The 22,461-nt window shown below is 36.4% G+C and carries 15 protein-coding genes and 7 tRNA genes; 4 read left to right on the top strand and 18 right to left on the bottom strand.

What is annotated here, in order from left to right; all coding sequences use genetic code 11:
* Positions 1-306: 306 nt before the first annotated feature.
* The 6 genes from menC to I7822_RS15785 form a co-directional block, all read right to left on the bottom strand.
* A complete protein-coding gene (gene menC, locus I7822_RS15810; RefSeq protein ID WP_207979894.1) occupies positions 307-1,425 on the bottom strand; it encodes an o-succinylbenzoate synthase in 1,119 nt (372 codons plus the stop codon).
* 9 nt (positions 1,426-1,434) lie between these two features.
* A complete protein-coding gene (locus I7822_RS15805) occupies positions 1,435-2,910 on the bottom strand; it encodes an o-succinylbenzoate--CoA ligase (protein ID WP_207979892.1) in 1,476 nt (491 codons plus the stop codon).
* A gap of 195 nt (positions 2,911-3,105) precedes the next feature.
* Positions 3,106-3,924 carry a 1,4-dihydroxy-2-naphthoyl-CoA synthase gene (menB, locus tag I7822_RS15800; protein WP_207979889.1) on the bottom strand — a complete coding sequence of 273 codons (819 nt, stop codon included), beginning with the start codon at positions 3,922-3,924 and terminating at the stop codon, positions 3,106-3,108.
* Positions 3,925-3,935: 11 nt separating this feature from the next.
* Entirely contained in the window at positions 3,936-4,748 is an 813-nt protein-coding gene (gene menH, locus I7822_RS15795; RefSeq protein ID WP_207979887.1) for a 2-succinyl-6-hydroxy-2,4-cyclohexadiene-1-carboxylate synthase, read from the bottom strand.
* Positions 4,748-6,496 (bottom strand): 2-succinyl-5-enolpyruvyl-6-hydroxy-3-cyclohexene-1-carboxylic-acid synthase, encoded by a 1,749-nt coding sequence (menD, locus tag I7822_RS15790; protein ID WP_207979885.1) that lies wholly within the window; start codon positions 6,494-6,496, stop codon positions 4,748-4,750. The genes menH and menD overlap by 1 nt, the downstream gene beginning before the upstream one ends.
* Entirely contained in the window at positions 6,489-7,901 is a 1,413-nt protein-coding gene (locus I7822_RS15785; RefSeq protein WP_207979883.1) for an isochorismate synthase, read from the bottom strand. The genes menD and I7822_RS15785 overlap by 8 nt, the downstream gene beginning before the upstream one ends.
* 383 nt (positions 7,902-8,284) lie before the next feature.
* On the opposite strand from I7822_RS15785, the gene I7822_RS15780 reads away from it, so the two are divergent.
* The 4 genes from I7822_RS15780 to I7822_RS15765 all read left to right on the top strand — a co-directional run bounded on the left by I7822_RS15780 (position 8,285) and on the right by I7822_RS15765 (position 12,325).
* A complete protein-coding gene (locus tag I7822_RS15780; RefSeq protein WP_207979881.1) occupies positions 8,285-9,217 on the top strand; it encodes a 1,4-dihydroxy-2-naphthoate polyprenyltransferase in 933 nt (310 codons plus the stop codon).
* Positions 9,218-9,337: 120 nt separating this feature from the next.
* On the top strand, positions 9,338-10,093 hold the full coding sequence (locus I7822_RS15775) for a yteA family sporulation protein (protein ID WP_207979879.1): 756 nt from the start codon (positions 9,338-9,340) through the stop codon (positions 10,091-10,093).
* A 278-nt stretch (positions 10,094-10,371) separates the two neighbouring features.
* Positions 10,372-11,343, top strand: a complete 972-nt coding sequence (locus I7822_RS15770) for a bile acid:sodium symporter family protein (RefSeq protein ID WP_207979877.1) — start codon at positions 10,372-10,374, stop codon at positions 11,341-11,343.
* A 190-nt stretch (positions 11,344-11,533) separates the two neighbouring features.
* Positions 11,534-12,325, top strand: a complete 792-nt coding sequence (locus I7822_RS15765) for a TIGR00266 family protein (RefSeq protein ID WP_207979875.1) — start codon at positions 11,534-11,536, stop codon at positions 12,323-12,325.
* Between the two features lie 150 nt (positions 12,326-12,475).
* Here I7822_RS15765 and I7822_RS15760 read toward each other — a convergent pair whose 3' ends face one another.
* From I7822_RS15760 to I7822_RS15705, 12 genes are all read right to left on the bottom strand, one after another.
* Complete coding sequence (locus I7822_RS15760; RefSeq protein WP_207979873.1) at positions 12,476-14,881, bottom strand: glycogen/starch/alpha-glucan phosphorylase; 2,406 nt, start codon at positions 14,879-14,881, stop codon at positions 12,476-12,478.
* Positions 14,856-16,316, bottom strand: coding sequence for a glycogen synthase GlgA (glgA, locus tag I7822_RS15755; protein WP_207979871.1), 1,461 nt, complete (start codon positions 16,314-16,316; stop codon positions 14,856-14,858). The genes I7822_RS15760 and glgA overlap by 26 nt, the downstream gene beginning before the upstream one ends.
* Entirely contained in the window at positions 16,313-17,347 is a 1,035-nt protein-coding gene (locus I7822_RS15750) for a GlgC family sugar phosphate nucleotidyltransferase (RefSeq protein WP_279381984.1), read from the bottom strand. The genes glgA and I7822_RS15750 overlap by 4 nt, the downstream gene beginning before the upstream one ends.
* A 176-nt stretch (positions 17,348-17,523) precedes the next feature.
* Complete coding sequence (locus I7822_RS15745) at positions 17,524-18,690, bottom strand: glucose-1-phosphate adenylyltransferase (protein WP_207979867.1); 1,167 nt, start codon at positions 18,688-18,690, stop codon at positions 17,524-17,526.
* A complete protein-coding gene (gene glgB, locus I7822_RS15740) occupies positions 18,647-20,608 on the bottom strand; it encodes a 1,4-alpha-glucan branching enzyme (RefSeq protein ID WP_207979865.1) in 1,962 nt (653 codons plus the stop codon). Before glgB ends, I7822_RS15745 begins: the two co-directional genes overlap by 44 nt.
* A gap of 1,180 nt (positions 20,609-21,788) precedes the next feature.
* Positions 21,789-21,860 (bottom strand) — tRNA-Glu (locus I7822_RS15735).
* A 19-nt stretch (positions 21,861-21,879) separates the two neighbouring features.
* Positions 21,880-21,970, bottom strand: a tRNA-Ser gene (locus I7822_RS15730).
* Between the two features lie 7 nt (positions 21,971-21,977).
* Positions 21,978-22,052, bottom strand: a tRNA-Asn gene (locus I7822_RS15725).
* A 14-nt stretch (positions 22,053-22,066) separates the two neighbouring features.
* A tRNA-Ile gene (locus I7822_RS15720) sits at positions 22,067-22,143 on the bottom strand.
* 11 nt (positions 22,144-22,154) lie between these two features.
* Positions 22,155-22,228, bottom strand: a tRNA-Gly gene (locus I7822_RS15715).
* A gap of 8 nt (positions 22,229-22,236) precedes the next feature.
* A tRNA-His gene (locus I7822_RS15710) sits at positions 22,237-22,312 on the bottom strand.
* A 27-nt stretch (positions 22,313-22,339) separates the two neighbouring features.
* Positions 22,340-22,415, bottom strand: a tRNA-Phe gene (locus I7822_RS15705).
* Between the last annotated feature and the right edge of the window lie 46 nt (positions 22,416-22,461).

The following is a 22,461-nucleotide window of genomic DNA, read 5'->3' as shown; positions in this document are numbered from 1 at the left end:
TTTTAGTTTATTGCACTTTTTGTTTATATATCTAAAAAAGTTTCCCTAGTACAAAATTAATGCATATCTTCATCATTGTCAACTATTTTATATCGACAAAAAAAAGATCCAGCCTTAACGGCTGGATTGCATACTGAGCAGAAAGAGAAACTATTCTTACATATTGAAAGTATTCCTTTCAGTAAAAGTATACGGTTAAATTTGACCTTTAACCACCTGAAGAAATTGCATTTTAATCTGTAGTTTACACTGATATTTTAATTTTCACAGTTAAAAATATACTTTTAATTTACTCAATAATTCAAACTAAATGTAAGAATTTTTAATTACTGTTACTGAGTCCCGATATTTTTTCACAATGTCCATTTGCACATGAAAGCCTATTCCTTCAGCCCTAGGAACTGTTATTTTCCCATCTACTGCTTTAATTTCTGGGTAAACGAGATCTACCTCCCAGTACCTTGAGGACGAAGAAATATCTCCGGGGATTGAAAAGTTTGCAAGTGAAGCAAGTGCAATATTATGCGCACGAGATATACTAGTTTCAAGCATACCACCACACCATACCGGAATATTGTTAACTTTACAAAGATCATGAATTTTTTTTGATTCTGACAACCCGCCAACACGTCCTGGTTTAATATTTATGACTCCGCAGCTCCCAAGTTCGATTGCTTTTCTAGCATCTTCACTTGTTACAATGCTCTCATCCAAACAAATACGGGTGGTTAGCTTTTGTTGGAGCTTCGCATGATCGATAATATCATCCGCAGCTAGTGGCTGTTCAATCATCATTAACCCAAATTGATCTAGCTCTTTCAGTCTGTCGATATCATTTAATGAATAGGAAGAATTTGCATCCGCCATTAAAGGCAGGCTTGGGAATTTTTTTCGTATCCCCTCAATTAACTCAATATCCTGATCAGGGGAAATCTTCACTTTAAAACGTTTATACCCATCCTCTACATACTGGCTAATTTGCTCAGTCATTTTAGAAATCGAGGATATACCAACAACCACTCCACATTCAATTTCAGACTTTTCACCGTCTAATGCAATCGCTAAAGATACGCCTTGTTTTTTTGCATATAAATCCCAGATCGCACCTTCAAGTGAAGCTTTTGCCATATAATTACGCTTTACATTGTGAAATATGTGTTGAAGATGATCTGGATGTGAAATGGATTCTTTCATTAGTAACGGAATTAATAAATCTTTTAAAAGATGAAAAGCTGTAGAAATTGTTTCTTCTGTATACCAAGGAGTAGAGAATGCAACAACTTCTCCCCATCCACTTATCCCATCAAGATCTGTCACTTCTACTAGAATACTCTCTCGATCGGTAACATGACCAATGCTAGAGGTAAAAGGAGTTTTTAAAGTTTGAATGATGTGATGCAACGTGACTGTTTTAATTTTTATCATTTCATCGCTTCATCCCTTATTTAGCCAATCTTTTAATTCTCTACGGAGTAGCTTATTTGACGCATTCCTTGGAAGTTCATCCATTATCTTGAAATCTTTTGGTACTTTGTAAGCGGCTAAACGCTCTTTGCAATATTCTACAAGTTCTACTTTAGATAGCTCTTCATATAAAACTACAAATGCAAATGGGGTCTGCCCCCATTTTTCATCTTCAACACCGACTACCCCTGCATCCCTAATCTTAGGATGTGAGAGCAATATTGCTTCAATTTCAGCAGGGTAGACATTTTCCCCACCAGAGATGATTAAATCGGAACGACGGTCAAGTACAAATAAAAAGCCGTCGTTATCTTTGTATCCTTGGTCTCCAGTATAGAGCCAGCCACCCTGAATAGCTTCTTCCGTTGCTTCTGCTCTCTTCCAATAGCCTTTTGTTATGTTGGGACCTTTAACAAGTATTTCTCCCTCTTCATTTGCTAGGCATTCTTTTCCGTCTTTCACAATTTTTATCTGACACGAAAATAATGGCTTTCCTGCAGATCCCAACTTTTTCATACTATGCTCAGGAGTCAAAGTGACCACCTGTGAAGAGGTTTCAGTCATTCCATATGTTTGATAGACTGGGATTTGTCGTCTTTGACATTCCTCAAGTAAGCTTTTGGGGACAGGACCACCACCTGCAAGCATACAACGAAATGAATCAGGATATTGCTGTTTGTCCAACTTTTCAAGCATCTGTTGGAGCATCGTTGTAACAACTGAAACAATTGTAACCTTATCCTGGATAATGGCTTCATTCATTTTATTAGCATCAAAACGTTCGAGTAAGATAATCCCCATTCCATAAATCACACTACGCATTAAAATTGATAAGCCACTAATGTGAAAAAGTGGAACTGCTAACAGCCAGCGATCATTAGACTGTAACCCTAAATTCAAAGCAGAACCGATTGCACTTGACCAGTGATTTCCGAATGTTTGCATTACGCCTTTCGGATTCCCTGTTGTTCCAGATGTATACATAATTGTGGCTACTTGGTCTGGAGAATAATCTTCATCAAAATTTATGACACTTTGTACTTCATTATTTACTTTATGAATATCTTCACTTACAATGATATTTTTCATGTCCTTCAGACCATTTATTTTATCCAGAAATACTTGGTTACAAATTATATGAATTGCTTCTACATCAAGAACCTGCCATTCTAATTCATGATCTGATAGACGAGTGTTTAACATAACAGCCACTGCCCCAATAAACATAACCGCATAAATTGTTTCAACCATTTCAATACTATTTTTCATTAATATTGCAGTATGATGACCTGACTTAACACCAGATAATGATAACAGGTGTGCACGTTGTTTTACTCTAGTATAAAGTTGCTGAAAGGAAAGCACATCTTCATCTGTTTTTATTGCGAGTCGATCAGGTGTAAGCTCTGCACGTTGCTTTAACCAATTAGGCATAAATTGATTCATGTTTCCACCACCAAATATAAGTAATGCGTAAATTCTCTGTTTAATCTTTAATAAAAGGCTGATTTCTAAGAGATTGCTTTTAAAACAAAAACTAATTCAAGACTCAAGGCTCTAGACATTTTGAAAAGAATTTTAATAAAAACAGCTTGATGAGTCGCTAATCATCAAGCTGTCAAACACATATTATTTAGCTTATTAAGGGAAACGAGGGAATTGCTTAAAGTCTGGAGTACGCTTTTCTTTAAATGCGTCACGACCTTCTTTTGCCTCATCTGTCGTATAGTATAGTAATGTCGCATCACCAGCAAATTGTTGAATTCCTGCAAGTCCATCAGTGTCAGCGTTGAATGCTGCTTTTAAGAAGCGGATCGCTGTTGGGCTCTTCTCCAAAATTTCTTCACACCATTGCACTGTTTCTGCTTCTAATTGATCGAGTGGAACTACAGTGTTTACTAATCCCATATCCAACGCTTCTTGTGCATTGTATTGTCTGCATAGGAACCAAATTTCACGAGCTTTCTTGTGACCAACGATTCTTGCAAGATAGCCTGAACCATAACCCGCATCAAAGCTTCCTACTTTCGGACCTGTTTGTCCAAATACTGCATTGTCTGCAGCAATTGTTAGGTCACAAACAATATGTAATACATGGCCGCCACCGATTGCATATCCAGCGACCATTGCGATAACAGGTTTTGGAATTACTCGGATTAAGCGTTGTAAATCGAGAACATTTAGACGTGGGATTTGATCATCTCCTACATATCCACCGTGTCCTCTAACTTTCTGATCTCCACCAGAACAAAATGCTTTTCCACCTTCACCCGTTAAGATAATCACTCCAACGTTCTCATCATCACGAGCATATGCAAATGCATCAATTAATTCCATAACTGTTTTTGGCGTAAAAGCATTATGTACGTGTGGACGATTAATTGAGATTTTTGCAATTCCATTATATGTTTGATAGATAATTTCTTCATACTTGCGTTCGGTAACCCATTCAATTGCCATATTTAATCCTCCTAGTTAACAGACTCATCTGTATTTAAAAACTCATTTACTATTTTACCAAAAATTCGCGGTTGTTCCACATGAATTGCATGACCAGCGTCATTTATTTGTTTTACGACTGATTTAGAAAGAAGCTCGTCCATGTTTTTAGCTATATTACAAAACTTCTTATCTAATTCTCCACACAAGAGGAGAACTGGAATATTTATATTCGTAAGCTCTTCCCACAAAGAACCTTGAGCACCAGTCCCCATCCCAATCAAACTATTTGCCAAGCCAAGAGGTGAGTTTTGTAATCTTTGCTGCCTAATCAAACTTCTTTGCTGTATCGGTAATCGTTTTTGTGTAGCAAATAGCGGAATGTTTTCCCAGCTTTCAACAAATTTGACGATACCTTCTCTAACAATTTCACTAGCTAGCTTTTCATCTTTAAGTTTCCGCTTTTCCCGTTCTTCTACAATCTTTAAACCAGGTGAACTACTCTCTAAAATTAATTTATTTACTCTGTTAGGATAGGTTGCTGCAAAGGATAAAGCAAGCCGCCCTCCCATTGAATAGCCGAGGAAATTTGCTTTCTCGATCTTTATTTCGTCTAAAATACTTGCAATGTCCGTTACAACTTCCTCCATTCTATATCTAGAAGGAGCTTCAGGACTTTCTGTTTTCCCATGGCCAATAATGTCGATCAATATAAAGGTACAATTCCTTAAATCATTCATAACGGTCTTCCAGTTATGAGAAGATCCTGTAAAACCATGAAGTAAAACCAGTGGTTCTCCTTCAGAATAAACATCTACGTGGTAATGTATGCCCCTTATTTTCATTATTTCAACACTTTTCTTATTTCCTGGGAAACATGATCTAACAATTCCCGATGAACTTTGACACGAGTTTTTCGATCTGTTGGTATTTCGATTACCTTTAGACCCTTCTTGGACATGGTTGAATGAAGAGATGTATGTAATTCTTCCCAGCTTTCGACTTTTAGATATGAACCATCATACATGTCAACAACTTTGGAAAAGTCTAAACCAATTGGCGTTCCATACAATGTTTCAAAATGTTTTTCTTCATTAGACTGTGGCAAAAAGGAGAAAATTCCGCCACCATCGTTATTAATCAAAAGAATCGTTAGATCGAGATTGTTCATTTTTGCAGCTAAAAGTCCGTTTAAATCATGATAAAAAGATAAATCACCGATTAATAGGAACGTTGGTTGTTCCGCATCTACACTAGCTCCTAGTGCAGTCGACACGATCCCATCAATGCCACTTGCTCCCCGATTTGCCATAATCGTAATATCCTTGTTAGTATGTCCAAAAAATGTATCAACATCGCGAATGGGCATGCTATTTCCTACAAAAAGTGTGCTTCGATCTGGTAAAAACTGCTGAAGCTCTCGAACAATTTTCCCTTCAAACAACTCTGTTATTTGTTCTAATAATTGGTTTATCATTTCCCAATATAACTTATCACTTTGGATCCAGGATTGATAAAAACGAGAAGCCTGTTTTTTATTTACTTTCCTGATTATGCTCTGACAAAAAACGTTTTCATCACATGTTACCAAGTGTGAAGCGTTGAGCGTTGGATCTCGGTAGGTTCCACCCTGGTCAACGACAATTTGGATAATATCAGGATTATTTTTCAACATTAGCATAAGTGGTTTTGACACAGGCATTGCCCCAAAGCGAATGACAACTTCAGGCTTGAGCTCTTCTACTAATTCTTTGTCCTTTAAGATTGAGTCATAGCTATCCACAATCCCCCGCTTATTATGCACACCAGCTCTCAATTGTGACAAAGGATCTGCTAAAACAGGAAAATTCAAATACTCTGATAGTTTTCGAACATTCTCAACAAACTCCTGATCATAATGTTCCCCACAAATAATTAAGCCATTGGATGTTTCTTCAAAAAGATTCGCAATTTTATCCATTTCACCCTCTGGTAAAATTGGATTTGTCGGTGATATATGTAAATAGGTACTTCTTGAATCATGTTTACTCCACAAGTTAGGAATGTTTAAATTAGGAATCAATGGCTCTCGAAATGGAAAGTTTAAATGAACTACTCCAGCAGGACTTGTTTTTGCTGTTCCAACTGCTCTCGCTGCCACTGTTCTTGCATACCGGAGCATATTAGGTTGTTCTTCTGGTAATGCAAGGTCAACAAACCATTTCGGGTAGTTAGCATACATATGAAGTTGGTCGATTGCTTGAGGTGCACCAACATCTCTTAGTTCATGAGGTCTGTCTGCAGTTAATATTAGTAGTGGAACCCTAGCATAATGTGCTTCTACAATTGCTGGATAATAATTGGCAGCAGCGGTTCCTGATGTACAAAGCAAGGCAACAGGCTTTTTTTGCGACTTGGCGATCCCTAGTGCAAAAAAGCCTGCTGATCTCTCATCAATATTAATGTAACACTTAAGCTCTGGATGCTCTGCCATTAGGATAGCTAAGGGTGTAGAGCGTGAACCTGGACTAATAACAACCTTATCTACACCAGAGCTTACTAATTCATCAACAAAGCTTGCTACATACTGTGTAAATGAATCAACTTCATTCATTTTCTACCCCTCCTAACGCTGATAACATTGGCTTTAATTTCATTTTTGTTTCGAAGTATTCCGATTCTGGATCAGATTCTTCTACAATACCACAACCCGCAAATAAGGCTGCTCGGTTGCCTTCAATCAACCCCGAACGTATCGCAACAACAAATTCACCATTGTCTTCATGATCGATCCATCCAACAGGTGCAGCATACCATCCTCTATGCATAGGTTCTAGTTCTCGTATTTTTTCGATCGCCTTTTCCTTTGGAAATCCTCCTAAAGCTGGAGTAGGGTGCAACCTTTCAACCATAGAAAGCAAAGTATGACCTTTCTTTGCAAAGCCTTTAACAGGTGTATATAAATGTTGGATATTTTTTGTTTTTAATAAAGCAGGAGCTTCAGGCGCACTTACCTCAAAGCAACAATGTTCAAACGCATCTTTAATCATTTTCACAACAATATCATGCTCTATTAAGTTCTTATCATCATGTAATAGCTGGTTACCGAGCAATTTATCTTCATTTTTTGTTTTCCCTCTTTTAATTGATCCAGCAAGACATGTAGAAAGAACTTGATTTTCTTCTTTTTTAATTAATCTCTCAGGTGTAGCACCGACAAAATGCTGAAGACCATTTTCGAATTCAAAAATGAAGCTTGTAGGTTGTTCTTTTTGTAGACGCCCCACTACTTGATATGGATCGATTCTTTCAGTAAATTCTAGATGAACTTCTCTCGCTAACACTACCTTGTCTATTTCACTAGCTCGAATATCAGCCGTTGCTCGTTGAACTGCTTCTACCCATTCAGTTGTTTTTAATTCGATCGAGGCGAATTCGTTACCTTTTTCACAATCTATTTGATAAGGAAACAGAGTAAATTCCTTTTCACCTACCTGCTCGAAATGTTTGATACACGTGTCCAAGTGATCCATTGGTGTAATTAATTTATTTATTGTGATATATGTTTTGTTTTTAAAAACGGTTAACATATTCGTAGGCAATACAAATTTTGCTTCAGAAAATGCATCCCAAAGCTCATCCTTTTCTTTAATTGGATCAAAAGAAAAACCACCAAATAAAAGAGGGCCTGTCCCAACTTGTTTCTTATGATCTGCAATTACCTTCTTATTAAAACGCTTCCATTCTTTTTCAATTTTCTGAAACCGATCAGATGTGTGAATTTCATTTTCAAGCACAAGCTCGTTTCCTAAACCTACCATTGTAAAATCTGCAGTTGGCGTAGACCAAAAGAAACGTTCTCCTAAGTATATTTCTTCACCTAAGGCAAAAAAATGGAGGGGGTCAATTGCATCCACTTCTTTAATATGGCTAACGATCACCGATTGATTCGTTTGTTTTGCCTCTTCCAATGCATGTTGTATATATTCTTTTATTGTATGATCCAAAGTTGTTATCAAGCTTATCCCCCCGACACCGAAAATTGCTTATACTAAGATACACCTACAGAATAGGTGTGTCAATAGAATGGATTCGTCTTATGAAATTTGTCTTTAATATCGTAATATATCCTTATTATATATCTTGTCGTTCAGGATTAAAATGAAAACGTATTGAAATGAACAATCATTTTATAGGTATTACTGGTAATAATAAGCTAGGAATGTTGTACCGAAAAGGATTGACACCCCTATGTTATTTTTCTAAACTATTGTTTGGGAGTCGTTACTTTTAAATAAAACTTGTAAGACAAACATAGAACATGCCGATGTCTCCTAGCGCTAGACATGAACAATTGTATAAAAACTTATACTTTTTTATCTTTCAAAAAAGGAGTAATTATATGCAACCTCAGACAACGCCGCAAGTTCCTTCTATAAATCAGGACAAAGGCTGGAGGATATGGTGGAAACTTCTTCGTCCACATACATTATCTGCTGCATTTATCCCGGTTACAATTGGAACTGTGTTAGCTTTGAACGAAGGATCAATAAAGCTCACATTATTCATTGCCATGCTAATTGCATCAATTCTTATTCAAGCAGCAACAAATATGTTTAATGAGTACTTTGATTATAAACGCGGTTTAGATAATGAATCATCTGTAGGAATTGGTGGTGCCATTGTTCGTAATGGAATCAAGGCACAAACAGTTCTATACTTAGCTATTATTTTCCTTTCGATCGCAACAGTTATTGGTATTTATATTTGCATGATGTCTTCATGGTGGATTGCTTTAATAGGTATCGTATGTATGGCAGCAGGATACTATTATACAGGGGGACCTATTCCCATTGCCTACACACCTTTTGGCGAACTTGTTGCTGGTTTCTTTATGGGTACTGTTATCATATTAATTGCCTATTTTATTCAAACAGAAACCTTTTTATTTACGATCTTTTTATTTTCTGTTCCAATTGCGATTTTAGTGGGAGCAATTTTAACTGCTAACAATATTCGCGATTTAGATGGTGATAAAGAAAATGGACGAAAAACACTAGCTATATTATTAGGAAGAAAAAATTCAATTCGTTTTCTAGCTCTTATGTTTATTGCTTCCTATATCATCACCTTGATCCTAGTCTTAAGCGGTTTGGCTACTTTCTGGTCATTAGCTGTATTGTTAAGCATTCCAAAAGCTATATCAGCAGTGAAGCAGTTTATTGGAAAAGTTCGTCCAATAGAAATGATGCCAGCAATGAAGGCTACGGCACAAACAAATGTACAATTTGGATTTTTGTTAGCACTCGGTTTATTTATAGGTCATTATTTCTAATACATGAAAAACACGGATTAAAGCCGTGTTTTTTTGTGTGTAATTATTTACAATCATGATTTCATGTTAACTGCTCATAATAGGTAGTAGAAATATAATTAAGGAAGGAGCGTGGATGGCATGCTAAGTTCACAACAACTAGAGACCTTCCGTTCACAGCTATTAAAAATGAAGGATGAGATTGAACAACGCTTTGAAATGAATGGACATTACGGCTTAGAAGAAGGACATGCACATGAATCAGTTGGTGAGCTCTCAAGCTATGACAACCACCCAGCAGATGAAGCAACCGAATTATATGAGCGCGAAAAAGACATTGCACTAAATGAGCATACTGAAGAGGAATTAACTGATATAGACCGTGCTCTCCAGGCTGTTGATAACGGAACTTATGGCAAATGTGAAGTATGCGGAATGGATATCCCGCTTGATCGACTTGATGCAATACCAACAGCTACAACATGTAAAGAGCATGCACCAGAACAGGTTGTCTCTCATAATCGACCGATTGAAGAAGGTGTCCTTATGCCTCCATTCGGAAAATTCAACTATGATGATCAAGATGAAAATGTCGCCTTTGATGCCGAAGATGCTTATCAAATCGTCAATAGCTTTGGTTCATCTGAAACACCATCCGATTTAACATACCCAAAAGATCACTACAACGATATGTATATGGAATCAGAAGAACCCGATGGCTATGTAGAGGATTATGAAAATTTTGTAGGTACTGATATTGAGGGAAAAGAAATCACTGTGTACCCTTCTAATCAGCATGAGAAGTATGAAGATATGCTTGATGAAGAAGGATTGATGACCATTTTTGGTGATTTGCCTGGTTATGAAAAAGATCCATATACGGAAGATGAAGTGTGATGACGGGCTCCTCTATGAGGAGTCTTTTTAAATTAGTTAGACTTTTCTACTTTTACGGAATACCCTTCCAATTTGGCGGGTCAAAGGCTAAATTTGGTGAGATCAATCTAACATTAACGAGCACTAACCAGAATGACGATGCCTTCCTGTTTTTTCAAACCTTTTATAAAACCTGTAACAATCCCTTACAAATTACTTGCAATAATTTCCCGCTTTATAAATAAACATTGAAATTTCAGAATACTATTATATAATTCTTAAAAGGAGGTTGAGAAAACATGAATTTTTTAGAGAAGTTAAGTAAAAAAGCTGGCGACACATTTGCTGTATGGGTTATTGTTTTTGCCATTTTAGCGTTTTTTATCCCAGGAGGCTTTACTTGGATCGCCCCTCATATTGCACTTTTATTAGGCATTATAATGTTTGGTATGGGCTTAACTTTATCCCTACAGGATTTTAAAGCAGTGTTTCAAGCACCAAAAAGCGTTATTGTTGGAGTGATAGCACAATATACGATCATGCCATTGTTGGCGTTCGGTCTTGCTACGTTATTTCAATTAGAACCAGAGGTAGCTGTAGGAGTCATTTTAGTTGGTTGTTGCCCAGGTGGTACTGCTTCAAACGTTATGACATTTTTAGCGAAAGGGAACACAGCATTGTCTGTTGCAGTTACTTCTGTTTCAACATTATTAGCACCAATTTTAACACCTGCACTTACATTGTTGTTCGCAAGTAAATGGTTACCGGTATCTGCTGGTTCGTTATTTTTATCAATTGTCCAGATTGTGTTAGTACCAATTGTTTTAGGAATTGTTGTTAAATTATTATTCCGTAAACAGGTCGAAAAAAGTGTTGCTGTATTACCACTAATTTCAGTTGTTGGGATTGTAGCAGTGGCTGCAGCTGTTGTTGCTGTTAATTCAGGTAAAATTGCTGAAACTGGACTTTTAATCTTTTCAATTGTTGTTTTACACAATGTGTTAGGACTTCTTTTAGGGTACGTTTTAGCGAAATTGTTAAAGCTGAATTTTGCAGATCAAAAAGCAATCTCGATTGAGGTAGGAATGCAGAACTCGGGTTTAGGTGCAGCTTTAGCTGTTGCCCATTTTTCACCATTGTCGGCAGTACCAAGTGCAATCTTCAGTGTGTGGCATAATATTTCCGGACCGCTCCTTGCTACATGGTGGGGGAAAAAGGCTGATTCTCAAACTAGTACTGACATAGCTAATGACAAATCTCATAAAGGTTAAAACAAAAGGGAGCTTTGAGGCTCTCTTTTGTTTTAATAGAAAAAGAACAGGTATGTATTTACTAGAGATTGAAGGCAAAAACATTCGTTAAAGAAAACAAAATTGACTTCTATGAAATGTAAAAAACCTGTAAAATAGAAACTGATACAGTTACTTTTGAACTGTTATTTACATAATTGGGGGGATCCTGTTGAACGCACATGATATTGATTATTTACTGCATGGTGACGATATGCAGTGTGTTGAAATCGAATTAGATCCAAAAGAGAGTGTTGTTGCCGAAGCTGGTGGCATGATGATGATGGAAGATGGCATTGATATGGAAACAATCTTCGGTGATGGGGATAATAACCAAAAAGGCTTTCTAGGTAAACTTGTCGGCGCGGGCAAGCGTGTGATAACTGGTGAAAGCTTATTCATGACCGTTTTCACAAATAACGGATTAGGTAAGAAACGTGTTTCCTTTGCTGCTCCATATCCAGGAAAAATCATACCTGTTGACTTAAGTGAACTTGGAGGCAAAGTAATCTGTCAGAAGGATTCCTTCCTATGTGCAGCTAAAGGTGTTTCGATCGGCATTGACTTCCAGAAGAAACTAGGGACTGGATTTTTCGGTGGCGAAGGCTTTATTATGCAAAAACTTGAAGGTGACGGGTTAGCATTTTTACATGCTGGCGGGACAATTATTAGAAGAGATTTGCAGCCTGGAGAAAAGCTTCGTATTGATACTGGATGTCTTGTCGCTTTAACAAAAGATGTAGATTATAATATTGAATTTGTAGGTAAAGTAAAAACAGCGTTCTTCGGTGGAGAAGGTTTATTCTTTGCGACCGTTCAAGGCCCAGGTACTGTATGGATCCAAACACTTCCATTTAGCCGTTTGGCAGATCGTGTTATGGCTAGTGCACCATCCTCTGGGGGAGAAGGTCGTGGAGAAGGAAGTTTACTTGGTGGCTTAGGTAGATTATTAGATGGTGATTGATTAGAACTAAAGCTTAGGGAGCTTTGATCAGCGACGTAGAGAAAAAGATTTTGACATCTTGCGCTAAGTCAACATGCGTTTTTCTCTTTTTATTTCCTAAAACGAACAAAAAATGGTGTAGCCCAAACGAGGCAGCACCATTTTTTATATTTACATTTTTAAAGCAACAGGTCCAATTTTCCAAATATCATCGGCATATTGTTGGATGGTTCTATCACTCGAAAAGAAGCCTGAGTGTGAAATATTGATTAATGCTTGTTCAAGCCATTTATCAGTATTTTGATAGGCAACTCCAACTTTTTCTTGCACCTCTATATATGAAGCAAAATCACGTAAAACGAAGTACTGATCGTTTTGAACCAATAGTGAATCTGCGATTGATTCGAATTCCCCTTCATCTTCTGAGAAAAAGCCATTTGTTAATTGATCGACAACTTGGCGAATTCTTAAATCATGGTGATAATATTCCATCGATCGATAACGACCGTTTTCTTCATATTTTAGAACCTCGCTAGCGGTTAATCCAAAAGTGAAGATATTATCACGTCCAATTTCCTCCATGATTTCAATGTTTGCTCCATCTAAAGTTCCTACCGTTAGAGCTCCATTCATCATAAACTTCATGTTCCCTGTTCCAGATGCCTCTTTACTTGCCGTTGAAATTTGCTCACTTACATCTGCAGCAGGAAAAATATCTTCGGCAAGTGAAACACGGTAATTTTCCATGAAGACTACTTTTATAACTTTCGAGACTCTTGGATCGTTGTTAACTTTATCTGCTAAGGAATGAATTAATTTGATCACTTTTTTTGCATAATAATACGTTGGTGACGCTTTGGCACCAAAAATAAATGTACGAGGTGTGATCGTATAATTCGCATCCTCTTTTATGCGATTATATAAATACAAAATGTGTAAAACATTTAATAATTGCCGTTTATATGCATGTAATCTCTTAACCTGAACGTCAAAAATCGAATCAATATCTACGATAATCCCATTCTTTTCAGCTATCTTTTTCGCAAGAATCTCTTTTCTTTTCCTTTTAACAGCTGCAAAATTCTCTTTTAAAGCAGGATGATAAATATGTCTCTTTAAATCTATCAATTTTTCTGGTTGCTTTATCCATTCATCACCAATTACATCTTTTATTATCGTTGTTAGCTCTGGATTTGCCTTTAATAACCAACGGCGATGGGTGATACCATTCGTTTTGTTATTAAATTTCCAAGGGTATAACTCATAAAATGATTTCATTTCACGGTTTTTCAATATATCTGAATGAATTTTTGCAACCCCATTAATGCTACAACTTCCAACGATGGCGAGGTGAGCCATTTTCACTAATCCATGTGCAATAATCGCCATATGTTCTATACGTTGCCACTCTCCTGGATAACGATCCCAAAGCTCTGCACAGAAGCGCTCGTTAATCTCCTCAATAATCATATAGATTCTTGGTAAAAGCGGTTTAAATAAATAAATTGGCCACTTTTCCAACGCTTCAGATAAAATGGTATGATTTGTATAAGATACTGTATGACTTGTAATTTCCCATGCTTCATCCCATGTCAATCCTTCAACATCCATTAAGATCCTCATCAATTCAGGGATAGCTAAAGCTGGGTGTGTATCATTAATGTGGATCGCAACAGAATGGTGTAGCTCTCTCACATTTGAGTTTTCCTTTTTATAGGAAGCTAAAATGCTTTGAATACTTGAAGAAACAAGAAAATATTGCTGCTTTAATCTTAATATTTTCCCTTCATCATGTGTATCATCGGGATATAAAAAGTCAGTAATCGCTTCAGTTTCACGCTTATACGACAGGATATCTTGATTGAGACCAAAGGAGGATGGTTCAGCATTCCATAGTCTTAGCGTATTAACTGTATTGACATGAAAACCAACGACAGGCATATCATAAGGAACAGCTAAAACCCTTTGATCACCAACTTGTTTAAAGGAGAGAACTTTGTTATCACAGCTTGTTTCAACACTTCCCCAAAATGAAACTTCAACCGCTTCGTCAGGTTTTCGAACCTCCCAAACATTACCATGTCTTAGCCATTGCTCAGGAAGCTCGACCTGATAACCATCCACTATTTTTTGATCAAACAGCCCATGCTTATAGCGGATCCCATATCCATGTCCAGGTAGATTTAACGTTGCAAGTGAATCTAAGAAGCATGCTGCAAGACGTCCGAGGCCACCATTACCTAAAGCTGGATCAGATTCACAATCTTCAATTTCACTTAATGTGATATTTAGCTCACTTAGTCCTTCCTCAACAATCTCTTTAATACCTAGATTTAGCAAATTCTGACCAAGCAGACGGCCTAGTAAAAATTCAATTGATAAATAATAAACTTGTTTTTTATTTTCCGACCTGTATAACTCGTTCGTTTCAATCCATTTCGAACTAATATATTCCCTTACCATATTGCCTAATGTATGATATTGATCACGCTTTGTAGATTCTTCAAATCCTTTGCCACACATACTTTCTAATCTTTTTAGAAAGCTTTCCTTAAACCGATCCTTGTTGGAGAACATGCTCTTCACTCCTAGTCATTAAATCAGCATACAGCTGGCTATATTTCAAAGCAGATTGTGTCCAACTATAATCTTGTTTCATGGCATTTTCTACAATTCCTTGCCAAACATCTTTCTGTTGATACATATCTACAGCACGATAAATGGTATTTAACATGTCATGTGCATTGAAATTTCTGAATGAAAATCCGTTCCCCTCCTCTGTATCCTCTTGATAAGAGAAAACTGTATCGTTTAATCCACCGGTTTCTCTTACAATCGGGAGGGTACCATACCTTAATGCAATGAGCTGTCCTAATCCACATGGTTCAAACTTTGACGGCATTAAGAAAAGATCAGAGCCCGCGTAGATGCGATGTGCTAATCTTTCATCAAATCCTATGTATGCTTTAAATTTAGTAGGATAAAGCCATTCCATATGTTTAAAGAAATCTTCAAATTCTTTTTCACCAGTTCCAAGAACGATCATTTGAACATCTTTGCTTAATACTTCATCAAGAACTCGTTTAACTAAATCAAAGCCCTTTTGCTTTGTTAACCTCGTCACCATCGATATTAGCGGAATTTCCTCTTCTACTGGAAGTCCAAATGCCGACTGCAAAGCAGCTTTATTCAATGCTTTACTGCTAAGAGTGTCAACAGTATATGGTTCATCTATCACTGGATCAGTTTCTGGATTATATAATTCATCATCTATCCCATTTAGGATACCTACTAAAGATGACGCCCTTGATCGTAATAAACCATCCAATCTTTCTCCATAATAAGCTGTTTGAATCTCTTCCATATATGTAGGACTAACCGTTGTAATGGTATCAGAAGCAACAATTGCTCCCTTCATAAAGCTCACATGTCCATGGAATTCCAATTCAAAGAACTTTTCCTCTTCAATGTTCAGGAGATCTTTTAAAATAGAAAAAGGAAAAATCCCTTGGAATTGTAGATTATGAATGGTAAACACACTCTTGATATGTTTATAGAATGGTTGCTGTTGATATTCCTCCTTCAGCAAGAAATTAATCATTCCTGTATGCCAATCATGTGAATGAATAAGATCAGGTTGAAAGTCAATTGCTTTCAATGAATCTAGAACACCCCTGCAGAAAAAAGAGAATCTTTCTGCATCATCATAATGTCCGTAAAGTGAGTCTCGATAAAAATAGTACTCATTATCAAGAAAGTAGTATGTGATCCCTTCATATTCCAAAGATTCGATTCCACAAAATTGCTGCCTCCAGCCTACAGGCACGGTAATCTCCTCTATTTTTTCCATTTTATCTCTTAACTTTTCTGCTATTAAACTATATTTAGGAAGGATAACACGAACATCCATTCCTAGTTTTTTCAATTCCTTTGGTAAGGCACCTGCTACATCGGCTAACCCACCTGATTTTACAAATGGTACACATTCTGAAACTGCAAATAATACTTTCACGAGTTCATCAACGCTCCTTGAATCGTTCTTTTTCTTAATATATATGGTAATAATGCTGACCCTTTAATTACAGCCGATTGCTCTACCTTGACATCTTTATCCGCGATTACATTGTCTAATAAACATTCATCTCCAATTTGTGACTTTTGCATTATCACACTATTTTTAATGACTGTATCTTTTCCAATATGAACCCCTCTAAAAATGATACTATTTTCTACATGCCCCTCGATTTTACAGCCATTTGCAATTAATGAATTTTTAACTAGAGCAGTTTTGCCATATTTCGTAGGAGGCTCATCTTTTGCCTTTGTTAAAATAGGACGGTTATTCTTAAAAATTTCATTCCAAATCGTTGGATTAAGCATATCCATACTATGCTTATAATAACTACTAATCGAATCGATAACTGCAGCATAACCTGTATGTTCATAATCACAGATTGTTAAATTATTTCGATTTTCAATAATCACATCTGTTAAAGTCTTAGAACCAGTCTGTTCTTTGTCATCAATGAGATTTATAAGAAGTTTTGTAGACATGACATACATTTGTAATGACTTTCCATCTTTTCTTACTTCTGTAATGTCGCAGCCATTTTCCAGATGGTATGACAATACCTTTTTATAATCAATATTACAAACAGTATAGCTATTTGTAATAACAGCATATTCTTGTGTGCTTCTTAAAAAGAAATCGATATGATCTGAAAACTGACGAAATGATCCAAACTCATCGTACTCGTTATGCAAGTGAGGAGACGGAAAAAAGAATAATCCATCCTTTTTACGGTTTAGGTCCCATTGTTTTCCAGAACCAAGATGGTCCATTAATGAACGATATTGGTATTTAGGAAAAATCGCAACACTTTCAATTTCAGAATTCACCATATTTGAAAGGACAAAATCAATCAATCGGTAACGACTAGCAAAAGGAACCGCTGCTAAAGAACGATGTACTGTTAAATCTTCAATTTCCGGTTTATAGGCTGTTGCATCAATAACACCAAGCATTTTCTGATTCAATTCCATTCTCCCCTTTTGTGGAAAAGAGGTCAGAGCAACAAAACAAGCTTACACAACTAGGATTCAAAATGATTTTATCCAGTAACCCTATTGGTAAGACAAGCTAATACTCCAACCAACTTTATTCCATACTATGATAGTAGATTTATAACTTCAAAGCCTTTATCCTAAATATTTCTACATTAAATAATTTTGCTATCAACAAGTGTTTTAAGTTCTTCAATAATTTCTTCTGTTACAAGGAGAATTTCCTCTGAATTTGCATCAGGGCAAATAATTGTACCATTTGGAATTTCAATTCCACTAGGGATAATCGCATTTTCTATATAAACATTTTCTCCAATTACTGCATCTGGCATTAACACAGAATTTTTAATAACCGTATTCTTTCCAACTGTTACACCTTGAAATAATACAGAATGATTCACATTGCCCATAATGACACAGCCATCGTTTACAAAGGAATCTGTTACTATTGCATCATCAGAAATAAACTGAGGAGGATGATTGGAATTAACTGTATAGATCTTCCAATCGCGATCAAATATATTTAATTTTGATTCATCGTTTAAAAGATCCATATTCGCTTCCCAAAGACTTTTAACCGTACCTACATCCTTCCAATAGCCCTTGAACGGATATGCTATAACATTGCGTTTTTCATCTAGTAATAAAGGAATAATATCTTTTCCAAAGTCATGACTTGAATATGGATTTCTCTCATCCATTTCAAGATATTCTTTCAAAATTGACCATTTAAAAATATAGATACCCATAGAAGCTAAATTATTTTTCGGTTTAGCAGGTTTTTCATCAAATTCAACAACTTGCATCTGTTCATTCGTATTCATAATGCCAAAACGACTCGCTTCATCCCAAGGCACTTCAATAACTGAAATAGATGCATCAGCATTTTTTTCAATATGGTAATCTAGCATCTTCGAATAATCCATTTTGTAAATATGATCTCCTGATAAGATCAATACATACTCAGGGTCATATTGCTTGATGTAATTAATATTTTGATAGATTGCACTAGCTGTCCCTTTATACCATTTCATCTCAGATGATTCTGTATAAGGGGGAAGAACTGTTACGCCGCCATTTTTACGATCTAAGTCCCATACACTGCCTATACCAATATATGAGTTTAAGACAAGAGGTTGATACTGTGTAAGCACCCCTACTGTATCAATACTTGAATTCGTACAATTACTTAATGTAAAATCAATGATTCGATATTTGCCCCCAAAGGGAACAGCAGGTTTCGCTAGATTTTTTGTAAGGGAGCTTAATCGGCTACCCTTACCCCCTGCTAATAACATTGCGACGCACTTTTTTCTTCCCATTCTTATTCTCCCCTCTTTTTTTAACTGTACGTAAAATAACAACTCCATATGGTGGGATTGTCATAGATAGGTGATATGGTCTGCCATGATATTCACCTTCTAATGCCTTCAAATTCTTTTTATTCAATTGATCTGAACCACCATATTCACCTGCATCACTATTTAAAATCTCTACATATTCTGTATCGATTGGAACCCCAACTTTGTAGTCGTGATAAACAATTGGTTTGAAATTACAAATTACCACTAAGAGATCATTTTCCTTTTGACTTTTACGTATAAAAGAGAAAATACTTTGATCCCTATTGTCAACATCTATCCATTCAAAACCTTCTTCTGAATGATCTAATTCATACAATGGCTTTTGCTTTTGATAGACCTGTTGCAATTCTTTAAAAAAGACACGCATTTTATTATGCATCTCATAATCTTCTAAAAACCAATCAAGCTGTTCTAAATCCTTCCATTCATCAAACTGACCAAACTCACCACCCATAAAAAGTAGCTTCTTTCCAGGGTGTGCGATCATATATCCATAAAGCAGCCTTAATTGAGCAAACTTCTGCCAATAATCACCTGGCATTTTATTTAACAATGATTTTTTCCCATGCACAACCTCATCATGAGAAAACGGTAAAATGAAATTTTCTGAAAAAGCATATAATAGGGAGAATGTTACTTTATGGTGGAGTTCATTCCTATGTTCTGGAGAAGCCTCCATATAGGTAAGAATGTCATTCATCCAACCCATATTCCATTTGTAGTTAAAGCCTAGACCACCTGACGAGGTAGGAGCAGTTACCATTGGCCAATCAGTTGAATCTTCAGCAATCATTAAGATATCTGGATCTTTTGCAAAGACAGCTTCATTCAGTTTTCTTAAAAAGCTTGCTGCAAATGGGTTCTCTACTAGCTCATTTGAATTTGGCCAGTACAGCATATTAGCAACAGCATCAACACGGAAACCATCTACATGAAAATGTTCAATCCAAAAAATCGCATTTGATATCAAAAAGCTTTGAACCTCAGGTTTACCTAAATCGAAGTTCGCTGTTCCCCAATCCAAATTTTCACGATCATTATAATTGTTGTATTCATAGGTTGGTTGACCATCAAACATATATAGCCCATGTTCATCCTTACAAAAATGACCTGGAACCCAATCAATAATGACACCGATATTTTCTTGATGGCATGCATCAATAAATTCCATTAGATCTTGCGGTTTACCAAAACGACTTGTTGCAGAAAAATAGCCCGTTCCTTGATATCCCCAAGAACGGTCATATGGATGTTCAATAATAGGAAGTAATTCAATATGGGTAAAACCATGATCTAATACATAGGGTATTAGTTCCCCTGCTAATTCCTTGTAGCTATACAACTCTTCATCGTCTTTTACTTTCCAAGTTCCTAAATGCACTTCATAAATAGACATTGGTCGATCATATGGTGGCTTCTGACGCTTTCTTCTCTTCCACTTTTGATCGTTCCACACATATCCTGATAAATCATGAACAATGGATGCAGTGTTCGGTCTAACTTCTGAAAAGAAGGCATATGGATCAGCTTTCAATAACGACTCTCCAGAAGCTGTAATAACTTCATACTTGTATATCTCTCCATCTACTAAATGAGGTATAAATATGCTCCAAATCCCCTCCCCATTAATTTTCTCCATTTGATGATTTTGACCAAACCAACCATTAAAATCACCAACAACATTAACTCCTTTTGCTTTTGGTGCCCATACACAGAAATTTGTACCAATTAATCCATCTCGCTCCTGTATATGAGCTCCTAAAAACCCATAGCTTTCAAATGACTGTCCTTCATGAAATAAATGAATATCATAGTCTGTTGGACAAATGAGAGTCACATAGGTCACCCTTTCTCTTATTATCTCTATGCTAAACATTCAAGACTTACACGTAGATTCCTTTTATGTAAACGCTTCTTTTTTACGACATAAACCTACAATGAGATGAAATTAATATTTAAATGTTATACTTTTAAAATATAAAAAAATTAAAGGAAAATTTAATAAACGGGCGAAAAAGGCACTAAAACACTAGTAGTATGAAATATGGTCGATGAAATTGGAATAATTTAATTTAAGGTAAGGAAAGCGTTTAAATTAGTAGAATTGTGGACAAGTTGTAATACCTAACATTATATTAGAAAAATATTTTATTCGACTTTTTGTTGGTTTTTGTTGAAAGTTTTTTTTAGAAAAAAAAGAAGGATTTTCGAAATAAATAGCATATGGGTTATTTTGAGGTAATCTTTATTTTAAGATTGAAATAAATAAATCAAGAAAGTGCTTATCATTCACTTTTGCTTTGAGAAAAATAAGATGTATTTTGCGTATGAAAATCTATTGTATTTACAGAGAAAAATAGAATTAACTTTTATAGAGCAACTACAATTGAATATAATAGTTTATCAATTGACAAGTCAACATTTAAGCTTGTACCTTTTCATACATAGCCCAATTTGTTCAAGCTTAAACCACTTCTAATAGCATAGAAAATAGAAACCAAAAGCTTTTGGAATGAGATCTTTTGGAGGTTCTCTGCCAAATTTGATGATGCTAAATCCACATGAAAAATAATAACAGTCTCTTTTATTATGAAGTGAGTGTGGTCATGCACTCATCTTCCTTAGTTTTACGTTTTTTGATAAAAGGATTGCACCTGCTAAACGTGTTCTTTAAATAGATAATTGTGATTGATGAGTTTTAGGGAAATGCAGATAAGGAGAAATTTCAAACGATTATTGTAGATGCTAAAAATAAGAAAGTCATAAATATCATACCTATTAGATGTAGCAAGACCATAGAGAATTACTTCAAACTATGAAATGTAGGCAGAGTACAAGTAGTAGTTATGGATTTACCCATTGTTTTAAGGATTCTGTTCGTCGTGCATTAGGTCCCTTACCCTTGATTGCCAACTTAAAGGTATCAAAATGAAAAAGTGAGTTGTTAGTTTTTTGTCTTTTTAAATAATGACTGACCACGGTCAGCTATATTGCCACCAACACATTAAAAAATTCCAACAAAAAAAACACTGCGTATCTGCAGTGTTTTTTGTTGATGACCCGTACGGGATTCGAACCCGTGTTACCGCCGTGAAAGGGCGGTGTCTTAACCGCTTGACCAACGGGCCTTAAACTATATTAATAAACTGGCGGAGAAGGAGGGATTTGAACCCTCGCGCCGCTTACACGACCTACACCCTTAGCAGGGGCGCCTCTTCAGCCACTTGAGTACTTCCCCATATATATGGCTCCGCAGGTAGGACTCGAACCTACGACCGATCGGTTAACAGCCGATAGCTCTACCACTGAGCTACTGCGGAATAAAAATATGAAATGGTGGGCCTAAATGGACTCGAACCATCGACCTCACGCTTATCAGGCGTGCGCTCTAACCAGCTGAGCTATAGGCCCATTTTAAAATTTGGAGCGGGTGAAGGGAATCGAACCCTCATCATCAGCTTGGAAGGCTGAGGTTTTACCACTAAACTACACCCGCAAGGTAAATGGGGCGACTGATGGGAATCGAACCCACGAATGTCGGAACCACAATCCGATGCGTTAACCACTTCGCCACAATCGCCACATGAGCTAAGTCTAATCTTAAAAATGGTGGCTCGGGACGGAATCGAACCGCCGACACATGGATTTTCAGTCCATTGCTCTACCAACTGAGCTACCGAGCCATTTAGTTTTCGGCTTCCGTTAAGCTTCAAATCTCTTCGTCAACTC

Origin of the sequence: Metabacillus bambusae, assembly GCF_017497975.1 — a bacterium.
Classification (GTDB): domain Bacteria; phylum Bacillota; class Bacilli; order Bacillales; family Bacillaceae; genus Metabacillus; species Metabacillus bambusae.
The sequence above is the reverse complement of the archived record's forward strand: the minus strand, read 5'-3'. Positions and strand labels throughout refer to the sequence as shown.

Bases quoted from the DNA above. Each gene is read 5' to 3' on its own strand.
- I7822_RS15745 (WP_207979867.1), bottom strand. From the start codon at position 18,690: ATGGGAAGAAAAAAGTGCGTCGCAATGTTATTAGCAGGGGGTAAGGGT.
- I7822_RS15805 (WP_207979892.1), bottom strand. From the start codon at position 2,910: ATGAATCAATTTATGCCTAATTGGTTAAAGCAACGTGCAGAGCTTACA.
- I7822_RS15760 (WP_207979873.1), bottom strand. From the start codon at position 14,881: ATGTTCTCCAACAAGGATCGGTTTAAGGAAAGCTTTCTAAAAAGATTA.
- menD (WP_207979885.1), bottom strand. From the start codon at position 6,496: ATGAATGAAGTTGATTCATTTACACAGTATGTAGCAAGCTTTGTTGAT.
- menC (WP_207979894.1), bottom strand. From the start codon at position 1,425: ATGATAAAAATTAAAACAGTCACGTTGCATCACATCATTCAAACTTTA.
- glgB (WP_207979865.1), bottom strand. From the start codon at position 20,608: ATGTTTAGCATAGAGATAATAAGAGAAAGGGTGACCTATGTGACTCTC.
- I7822_RS15750 (WP_279381984.1), bottom strand. From the start codon at position 17,347: ATGGAATTGAATCAGAAAATGCTTGGTGTTATTGATGCAACAGCCTAT.
- I7822_RS15775 (WP_207979879.1), top strand. From the start codon at position 9,338: ATGCTAAGTTCACAACAACTAGAGACCTTCCGTTCACAGCTATTAAAA.
- menH (WP_207979887.1), bottom strand. From the start codon at position 4,748: ATGAAAATAAGGGGCATACATTACCACGTAGATGTTTATTCTGAAGGA.
- menB (WP_207979889.1), bottom strand. From the start codon at position 3,924: ATGGCAATTGAATGGGTTACCGAACGCAAGTATGAAGAAATTATCTAT.
- I7822_RS15770 (WP_207979877.1), top strand. From the start codon at position 10,372: ATGAATTTTTTAGAGAAGTTAAGTAAAAAAGCTGGCGACACATTTGCT.
- I7822_RS15780 (WP_207979881.1), top strand. From the start codon at position 8,285: ATGCAACCTCAGACAACGCCGCAAGTTCCTTCTATAAATCAGGACAAA.